The sequence below is a fragment of the Bradyrhizobium macuxiense genome (assembly GCF_001542415.1).
In the GTDB taxonomy this organism is placed as follows: domain Bacteria; phylum Pseudomonadota; class Alphaproteobacteria; order Rhizobiales; family Xanthobacteraceae; genus Bradyrhizobium; species Bradyrhizobium macuxiense.
Map to the genome: position 1 here is coordinate 9,668 of NZ_LNCU01000054.1, position 8,148 is coordinate 17,815.

General features: G+C 61.7%; 10 protein-coding genes and 1 pseudogene. 3 read left to right on the top strand and 8 right to left on the bottom strand.

Annotation, left to right across the window (positions count from 1 at the left end):
* Positions 1–44: 44 nt before the first annotated feature.
* The gene (locus AS156_RS42125; RefSeq protein ID WP_136626280.1) at positions 45–290 is read right to left on the bottom strand and encodes a hypothetical protein; all 246 of its coding nucleotides are present in this window, start codon (positions 288–290) and stop codon (positions 45–47) included.
* A gap of 162 nt (positions 291–452) precedes the next feature.
* A complete protein-coding gene (locus AS156_RS17790) occupies positions 453–674 on the bottom strand; it encodes a hypothetical protein (protein WP_066506821.1) in 222 nt (73 codons plus the stop codon).
* Between the two features lie 233 nt (positions 675–907).
* Here AS156_RS17790 and AS156_RS44525 point away from each other — a divergent pair, with 233 nt between their 5' ends.
* Positions 908–1,156 (top strand): photosystem reaction center subunit H, encoded by a 249-nt coding sequence (locus tag AS156_RS44525; RefSeq protein ID WP_066506824.1) that lies wholly within the window; start codon positions 908–910, stop codon positions 1,154–1,156.
* Positions 1,157–2,180: 1,024 nt separating this feature from the next.
* Here AS156_RS44525 and AS156_RS17800 read toward each other — a convergent pair.
* The 4 genes from AS156_RS17800 to AS156_RS17815 form a co-directional block, all read right to left on the bottom strand.
* Positions 2,181–3,059 (bottom strand): dienelactone hydrolase family protein, encoded by an 879-nt coding sequence (locus AS156_RS17800; RefSeq protein ID WP_160331103.1) that lies wholly within the window; start codon positions 3,057–3,059, stop codon positions 2,181–2,183.
* Positions 3,060–3,240: 181 nt separating this feature from the next.
* The gene (locus AS156_RS17805) at positions 3,241–4,089 is read right to left on the bottom strand and encodes a class I SAM-dependent methyltransferase (RefSeq protein WP_066506842.1); all 849 of its coding nucleotides are present in this window, start codon (positions 4,087–4,089) and stop codon (positions 3,241–3,243) included.
* A 10-nt stretch (positions 4,090–4,099) separates the two neighbouring features.
* Positions 4,100–4,450: a VOC family protein gene (locus tag AS156_RS17810; RefSeq protein WP_066506826.1), complete on the bottom strand. Its 351-nt coding sequence runs from the start codon at positions 4,448–4,450 to the stop codon at positions 4,100–4,102.
* A 1-nt stretch (position 4,451) separates the two neighbouring features.
* Positions 4,452–4,622 carry a ribbon-helix-helix protein, CopG family gene (locus AS156_RS17815; protein ID WP_066506828.1) on the bottom strand — a complete coding sequence of 57 codons (171 nt, stop codon included), beginning with the start codon at positions 4,620–4,622 and terminating at the stop codon, positions 4,452–4,454.
* Between the two features lie 189 nt (positions 4,623–4,811).
* Here AS156_RS17815 and AS156_RS17820 point away from each other — a divergent pair, with 189 nt between their 5' ends.
* Positions 4,812–6,101, top strand: a complete 1,290-nt coding sequence (locus tag AS156_RS17820) for an MFS transporter (protein ID WP_066506834.1) — start codon at positions 4,812–4,814, stop codon at positions 6,099–6,101.
* A gap of 57 nt (positions 6,102–6,158) precedes the next feature.
* Here the strand turns inward: AS156_RS17820 and AS156_RS42130 are convergent, their stop codons facing one another.
* Together AS156_RS42130 and opgC are read right to left on the bottom strand one after the other, a co-directional pair.
* Positions 6,159–6,299, bottom strand: coding sequence for a hypothetical protein (locus AS156_RS42130; RefSeq protein ID WP_201456053.1), 141 nt, complete (start codon positions 6,297–6,299; stop codon positions 6,159–6,161).
* Between the two features lie 106 nt (positions 6,300–6,405).
* Positions 6,406–6,987 (bottom strand): annotated as a pseudogene (opgC, locus tag AS156_RS17825) (OpgC domain-containing protein); the annotation flags it as partial.
* A 58-nt stretch (positions 6,988–7,045) separates the two neighbouring features.
* Between opgC and AS156_RS17830 the strand changes: the two are divergent.
* On the top strand, positions 7,046–8,148 hold a 1,103-nt coding region (locus tag AS156_RS17830), incomplete at its 3' end, for an IS701 family transposase (protein ID WP_066500704.1).

Sequence of the window (8,148 nt, forward strand, 5' to 3'; positions counted from 1 at the left end):
GGGTAGCAAGCGCCGGTCCACCGCGGCGCTTCTGGCAGGAGATCTCACGAGCGGTACGAGCGGGCAACCCAATGATGATCACCGCTCTTGACACAGGACCGCTTGACCGCTGCCCACGCGTTCGGTGCGAGATCTCCTCCTGCCTGGTATCGCCCGCATGCGCGGCTTGCCTCACCGCCCTCGGCGAGCCCCCTTTTCAGGTTCGAAATCTTCCACCGATAGACAGCGGCTTCGTTCGGATGAAACTCAACGGGATCGACGCCAACCTCTGACCGTTCACGTTCGACCATTGCTTGCTCCGCTTCGAGCTGCACGAGCCGATCATTAGGCGGATATGTCACGCTGAGCTGCAACGAGATAGCGTGCACTGAGAAGGAGCCTGAGCTTCAAGCGAAGTTGCCGAAGTAGTCGTTCAACTCGTTGAGCGTATCACCCTGTACACCTTCGCCCGCTTAACGGTCGATCAGACCTCGCAGGATGGCTTCAGCGCGGGCTGAGACAGCGGTGTAGTGCTGCGCGGCCTTGATGGACTTTCGCCGCTCCGGGTCATTTTTGGCAATGTCAGGATCGGCTAAGAGGCGCTGCAGCCGTGCCCTGCGCCACGCCTGCACGCGACGGAGGCGCGGCAGGATCACCGGCTCTATCCTATCGACACGTACAACCTTGCTCGCCATTCTCGCCTCTCGTCCGGGTTGTGAGCCTAACGCAGCTCGCCGCGCGGAGGGAAGAGGCTCCCGGTATCCTACGGACAACCCCGGTTCCACATGACTTTCGGCATCTTCCGCGCCTTCCGGTATTGAATGACGTTTGAAACGCCAGCGCGGAGTAAGCGCGGTCCCGGCCATCTCAAGCCAGCCAGCCCCGGTCGGGACCGCGCCCTCTCCAACCGCTCACGGAGGGCTAAGCAATGGCCTTGCTACGTAGAGCTCATCAACCCGAGGCCGCTTTACAGCTCGTGAAACACCGCGCCACCGCCATTCTGCGAGAGTACGTACAAGCGGAGGCTGAGCTTGTCGGAAGGGCTGCGGTTCTCACCGATGGGACTGCGGGGACCGTCGAGGGGGTGTTTCTGGACGACTCTCATGGGCTGCGCATATCGATCACAGGCCACGTCGGGAAGTGGCCGATCTCAACGATCAAGATGCTTCAACCATAGGTGCCGGGGCTGGACGCCATTCGTCCCAGTGGCCGGGCTCACGTGTGCGATCTCGCGCAGGGGCTCAATGCCGGTGCAATGCCCGAAATGAAAGAGGCCGCCAATTGAAGCGGCCTTAGTGGATGGCTCCCAATTCCTTTATCGCTATTGCGAGAGCCTTAGTCGCAACGACGGACCCTACGGACCGAACCGTCGTCACGCTCGACCGTGACAGTGCGGCAGCCGCGATATCCGCGATATTCCCGATCATATCCGTAGGCGCGATAAGCGCGTCGATCATAGTCTCGGTCGTAACGGGGATGCGGGCCCACTCTTACGCCGCCGAGCGGAGTGTCAACGTCAACTTGAGCTGACGCCGGTGCAATGGAGATCGGCGTCGCTATAGCGAAGCCTGCAACCGCCAGTACACTAGCCAGTAACAGAGTTCTCATTGGAGTTCCCTCCTGAGCTGTTGAATTGCTCTCTAACATCTCAGATAGGGCAACGTTCCTGCGCGAACTTCATCCAAGCTTTATAATGTGAATGTGGCCCTGCCAGAGGAAGGTACCCGCGTTCCCTCGGGCAAGGAAAGACGGAGTACGACGGGCAACGCGCAACCTCCCGGCCATTTTTGGCTGGGTCTGCGGCTGTTGCTCTCCGGCGAAGTGCGCGGTCCCTCTCCCGGGGCTGGCGTAGGATGGTAGGGACCGCGCTCCGCACCGCTGGCGGATAACCCATAAGCAGCGAACGGTGCAAAATGTTCCGGTCGAGGCGGGTGGCAATTGTCTCTGCGCCCGGGCAGCCGAGTCGCCCATGCGTTATTCCGACTTGGCTTGGCAGAGATACACCGGGCGATCAGAGGTCCACTGGACGGGCTTCCAAAGGGCTGTATTTACGTCGCAAATCGGAGTCTCAGGGGATGTTTGTTGCGCATCCCCGCAACCAAGTAAAATTCTGATTTCACGATGTTTTTTAGAAAGCCGCCCTCGGGCGGCTTTCTTGTTTTTTAGGCGTGTCGCCACCGAGAACGAGGGGGCGGGTCCCCTCATTCTGAAGCCCGCCGAACATCGACCCCCTTCACGAACTTCTTTGTTTTGATCGCGGCGATGATGGTCGCCATCATGTTCTTCTCCGCGGCGGGATTGTAGGTCAGAGCCCAGCCGTGATCGCCGATCCTTGGCGACTGGTTGAGCAAGAATCCATGGTTGGCACCTTGGTACTCGATCAATTGGATCGGCGTCGCCCGCTTTTTCTTCATCATCTCATGGCACGGCGCGGGCGGGTTAGCATTGTCCTGATCGCCGGTGAAAACGATCATCGGAGCGTAGTAGTCGCCGTATTTCGTGATCACGCTGTAGCAGTTCGGCGCAATCGGAAAGCCTGCCGCAAAGTGATGCGGGTGGTCCGCTTCCTTCTTGGTCATCGCCATGAGGCTCGCCAAACCGCCGTTGCTGTAGCCCATGACGTAGACTTCGCTTGCGATCTTCTTATCGACCAGATAGTCGAGAGCGGAGTAGGCATCATCGGCACGGCGGCGGCCCCAGTGCTGGTCAGGTAGGCCGCAGCTATTGTCCACGTACCGCGTGGTATAGCTGTCGAGCACCAGCGCGCCGAAGCCTTCCTTGTTGAGCACGTCGGCGACGTGAGCCGTCCACTCTTTCTCCGATGTGGTCATGCCGTCGCAGCCATGCATGACAACCACGAACGGCACTGGACCCTTCGAAGCCGTCGGCGAGTAGACGAATCCGTTCAACTCGCCATCCTTCTGCACGTCGCCGAACTCTTGCGGCGTGCCGTTCTTGAAGTTCTTGGAGAAGCCAGAGTCGTAGGGGTTGTCCTTCGACCAGTGCTTGTCGCTGTTGTGAGCGTAATCACCCTTCCACTTGATCCTCACTTCGGTAGGCTGGGTCTCGGCCAGCGCCACCGTGGAGAACAGAAAAACGAATGCGGTAAACAGAAGACGCATTTCCGACCTCGAATGCTTGCATGTTGAATGAATTTCGGGTGGCAGACCGACTGCTGCATTTCGCACTGTCGGTCCCCGTCGTGAAACTCCTCGAGTAGGACACGATAATCGTGACGAGCAGGCGTGGCCTATCCGCGCGCTAGGTCCGCGCGACGAGCAGCTCCTCGGCATTGCGCGGCGGGCGCAGGCCGTCCCGCCGGTCGGCGAAATAGCGCGCGGCGAGATCGTCTGTCGAGACGTGGTGCGCCTCGGCAAAGCCAGCATCGCGGGCGAGCGCGATGATCTCCGGCGGGGTGAAGAAGCTGATGAACGGCGTCCCGCTGGCGCTTGCGCCCTTCACCGCCATTCCGAGTCCGGGCCGCGCCTCGACATCCGCGAGTTCCAGCGGCAGCAAGAACGTCATCGCGAAGCTTGATCCCGGCGCCAGCGAAGCGACCTCGCGCAACGTCGCCGCGTTGGTCTCCTTGCTGAGATACATGCTGACACCGGTGGAGACCACGATGGCCGGCTTGGCCGGGTCGAAGCCGGCGACCTCAAGCTCATTCCGCCATGATCCGCCCGCCTCGAAATCAACGGGCACGAAGCGCAGCCAGTCCGGAGTACCGAAGCCTGTCTCCATCAGGCGCCGTCGCTTCCACGCTTGCGAGGCCGGCTGGTCGATCTCGAACAATTTCAGGCGCGAGGCGATCTCCGGCCTGCGCTGCGCGAAGCTGTCGAGGCCGGCGCCGAGGATGACGTATTGATCGATCCCGCGTGCGGCCTGGTCGACGACCAGATCCTCGATGAAGCGCGCGCGGGCCACGATGGAGGCGCGAAACGGCCGCGTGTACTGCGGATCCATGTCACCGCGCTGGCGCCAGTCATCGCCCGGCGCGAGCAGCTTGAGGCCGATCTCGTCATCCAGCACGTGCGGCGGGGGATCGATCGCGACATGCAGCGCGCGCCACAATGCCACTCGCGCTGCCGTGCTGTCCGGCGCATCGCTCATCGTCGCGACCTCAGTTGCCTGCTTTGGCCGGCGCCTGGAGCCGCCAGATGCGCCCATCGGGATCGCGCACCGTCATCTCTCTTGTGCCCCAATGGGTTTCCTCGAACGGCGTCACCACGTCGACGATGGGCTCGGGCTTGAAGGCGTCCTCGTCGCGCAGCTTGAGCACGACATGCGCCTCGGGCGGCTGGTTCGCCGGAATCTCGGCGATGAAGAGATAGGGCCCGTCGCCGTTGCGGAGCTGCCCGGAATTGTGGTCGGTCTCGAATTCGAGCGCAAAGCCCAGCGCCCGGAAGAACTTCGCCGATTTGCCCCAATTGTGCGTGGTCAGGAAGATGGCCTCGATGCCCTCGGGTTTCATGTCATTTCTCCTTCCTGGACGAACGCTTCTCCTGCGCGTCGAGATAGCCGCGCAGCGCCTCGGTCACGATCGCCGAAAGCGACATCTCCGCTTCAATGGCATGATGCTTCACCCGCCGGATCAGCCCGACCGGCAGGTAAACATTGAATTGCTTGACGTCGTCTTCAGCCATCCAAAGCTAGAATGCTAGTAATATAGCTTCGAGTCAACCCCGCGCGGCCGGGCTTCATCATCGCGTGGCGATGCGATCGTGAATGCGGCGCCATTCTCGTGCCGGATACCTTCATCCCGTTTGCAGGTGATGTCGGTTCGGGCAAATCCCGTCATAGTCCGCCGCACAAAAAGCAACGTGAGAGGAAACATGACCGAGAGCACCGTCGATACCATTGCGCCGTCGGTTGAGGCGACTGGCGCAGTGTCGCCGCGAAAAGTGTTTTGGGCGACCTGGTTCGGCTGGATGCTCGATGGCTTCGATTCCTCGATGTACGCCTACATCCTGGTCGCCGCGTTGAGCGAGCTGTTGCCCGCGAGCGGGATCGAGGCGAGCAAGGCCAATATCGGCATCTATGGCGGGTTCTTGTTCTCGATCTTCATGCTGGGCTGGGCCTGCTCGATGGTGTGGGGCTGGGCCGCGGATCGCTACGGGCGCGTCAAGATCATGTGCTGGACGGTGCTGGTCTACTCGGTGTTCACAGCGCTGTGCGGGCTCGCCACCGGCATCGTGATGTTCGCGCTGTTCCGGTTCGTGGCCGGCTTCGGCATCGGCGGCGAGTGGGCCGCAGGCACGCCGCTGCTGCAGGAATCGGTGCCCGAAAACACGCGGGTGCGGCTGGCCGGATGGCTGCACACGGCAACGCCTACCGGGCTGTTCCTGGCCGCCGCCGTCACCCTTGCCGTCGGAAGCACGCTCGGCTGGCGGGGCATGTTCCTGATCGGCATCCTGCCGGCGCTGCTGATTGCGTATCTGCGCAGCAACATTCCCGAGCCCGCGCATAGCGCTTCGCGCGAGCGGCCGTCAGTCAAGGCATTGTTCGCCGGCGATCAGGCGCGGACCACCTGGGCCGCGGCGCTGATGATGGCCTGCATCATCTTCGGCCTGTGGTCGTCGAACTTCTGGGCGCCCACCGTGATCGCGACCAAGCTGGTCGCGGCGGGCGCGACGCCTGCGCACGCGCAGGAGATGGGGGCGGTGGCCGGGCTGATCACCAATGTCGGCACGCTGATCGGGTGCTTTCTTGTGCCCTCGATCACCGGCTGGCTCGGCAGCCGGCGCCGCACCGCGGTGCTGTTCTTCATCGGTGGGCTGATCTCGGTCGTGGTCTCCTACGAAGTCGCGATCGAATGGCTCAACAGCCTGACGCTATTCATGGTGCTGCTGCCCGTGCTCGGCTTCTTCACCAATGGCGTGTTCGGCCTGTTCACGATCTGGTTGCCGGAGATGTTTCCAAGCGCGTTGCGTGGCACCGGCTCCGGTTTCGCCTTCAGCATGGGCCGCGTGCTCGGCGCCGCCGGCCCGACCCTGATCGGTGCGCTCGCCGCCCGCACCGGCAGCTTCCCGCTGGCGATCTCGATGCTGTCGCTGATCTATGTGATCGGCCTGCCGTTGATCGCGCTGGCGCCGGAGACCGCCGGAAAGCCGCTCGCGAAATAGGCCGCAGCTAGAGCATTATCGGTTCTGATTGGACCAGAACCGAAGCTCCAGACCATCTCAAGATGCCGCGGTCGGGAAGCTGTCCACCCCCGGAAAGAACGGCGAGCGTTCGACCAGAACGGCACCGGGGCGGACATCGAGCACCTCGGTTTCGAGCTGCAGCACGTCGGGATGATCGTGATAGAAGGCACGGGACATCCCGTATCCATAGCAAACGAACGGGATCGCTGACCACCCATCCCGTTACTGCGAGCCACGGACCGGACGCAGGTCGCGCCCGGTCCGAGATGCGCTTCGCACAGGATCAGGAGTGAGGCGCCGCCGCCTGTGCGACTGGCGCCGGGCTTGCCGGCGCTTTGGGGGCCTTATCGACCTTCTTCGACCAGGAGCGGTAGTAGGCGAGTACGGTCATCAGCGCGATGCCGACTGCGCTGACCACGATCTGCATCCAGATGCTGTTGGAGACTTCCACCAGGACAAGATGCGCGATCACAGCGAGGAAGACACCGCTGCAGAAAACCTCTAGCGATTGCTGCCCACACTTCATGATCGGCTCGAAAATTGGCCATTGGTAGCCCGCCCATTCGCGCGGCAGCAGCCGCGTGACGAAGAACGCGAGCACCACGAAATGCAGCACGCGATAGGGCGCGAGGTTGGTCTTGTCGTTCGGGTTGAACGCATCATAGAGCCATGCGGGCATCGCCTGGCCGAGTTCGGGGAAGCGGCCTGCCAGCGTCATGATCAGCGCGAATAGCAGATAGGCTGCGCCCAGCCACAGGAATGCGCGGGAGCGGATGAACGACATCGACTCGGCCGCGCCGCCAAGCGCGAACCATCCGCCGAACACGAACAGGAATTGCCAGCAGAATGGGTTGAAGTACCAGGAACCGCTCGGATAGCATTACAGTTGTGTTTTCTGAGAGTTTCTGAATCCATGGGCAACCATGATTCGAAGATTGTGGGCGCAGGCAGCGTCAGTTGAAGAGACGCTTGCGTTGTGGGCTGCGTCGCTTCGGGAGGTTAAGAAGCGGATACGTCCGCTGTTCGGGCAAGAACGTGTTGCGAGGAACGCGGGCCTGTTTCTGGAAGGTCTGCTCGGTGATGAGCAACGCAAGACCGGTTGGATGCGCGCGGAGGCCGCTGGCGATCCTGGTCCTTGGCGGCAACAGGCGATCTTGGGTCGCAGCGATTGGGATGCCGATGCCTTGCGCGATATTGTCCGCGACTATGTGATGGAGCATTTGGCAGACGACGATGCGGTCCTCGTCATCGACGAGACCGGCTTTCTCAAACAGGGGAAGGCGTCGTGCGGCGTGGCGCGGCAATACACCGGTTCGGCAGGCAAGATTACGAACTGCCAGATCGGCGTGTTCGCTACCTACGTTTCGCGTCATGGCCATGCGTTCATCGATCGCGCATTATATCTTCCGAAGGAATGGACCGACGATCCAGATCGCCTGGAAGCCACATACGTGCCTGCCGACGTCGGTTTTGCGACCAAGCCAAAGCTTGCGACGAGAATGATCGCACGGGCGATAGCGGCGTCTGTCCCATTCAACTGGGTTGCCGGCGATACCGTTTACGGTGTTGGCGACCTCGAACAGCAATTGCGTCGGGCCGGCAAGGGCTACGTGCTTGGGGTCAACAGCGCTCATGTATTCCGATCCTGGGGCAAGCGACCGCCGGTCGCCGGGACGGCTGCGGAACTCGCCCGGACGCGACGCCCATCCGACTGGAAGCGCCTGTCGGCCGGTGCCGGAACCAAAGGACCGCGGCTGCACGATTGGTGTTATCTCGAACTAGCCGATCTCGATGCCGAAGAATTCAACAGCGTCGATCAAGGTCTTTGGACACGCGGTCTGCTGATCCGGCGTCGTATCGCTGATGATGACCTCGCCTTCTTCTCGACCTGGTGCCCGGCAGGAACATCAATTGAAACGCTGGTCGCGGTCGAAGGCCATCGATGGGCGATCGAAGACAGCTTTGAAACTGCGAAAAACGAATTCGGGCTCGATCACAACGAGAGCAGATCCTGGCATGGCTGGCA

Bases quoted from the DNA above. Each gene is read 5' to 3' on its own strand.
- AS156_RS17790 (WP_066506821.1), bottom strand. From the start codon at position 674: ATGGCGAGCAAGGTTGTACGTGTCGATAGGATAGAGCCGGTGATCCTG.
- AS156_RS17820 (WP_066506834.1), top strand. From the start codon at position 4,812: ATGACCGAGAGCACCGTCGATACCATTGCGCCGTCGGTTGAGGCGACT.
- AS156_RS17815 (WP_066506828.1), bottom strand. From the start codon at position 4,622: ATGGCTGAAGACGACGTCAAGCAATTCAATGTTTACCTGCCGGTCGGG.
- AS156_RS42130 (WP_201456053.1), bottom strand. From the start codon at position 6,299: ATGTCCCGTGCCTTCTATCACGATCATCCCGACGTGCTGCAGCTCGAA.
- AS156_RS44525 (WP_066506824.1), top strand. From the start codon at position 908: ATGGCCTTGCTACGTAGAGCTCATCAACCCGAGGCCGCTTTACAGCTC.
- AS156_RS17810 (WP_066506826.1), bottom strand. From the start codon at position 4,450: ATGAAACCCGAGGGCATCGAGGCCATCTTCCTGACCACGCACAATTGG.
- AS156_RS42125 (WP_136626280.1), bottom strand. From the start codon at position 290: ATGGTCGAACGTGAACGGTCAGAGGTTGGCGTCGATCCCGTTGAGTTT.
- AS156_RS17805 (WP_066506842.1), bottom strand. From the start codon at position 4,089: ATGAGCGATGCGCCGGACAGCACGGCAGCGCGAGTGGCATTGTGGCGC.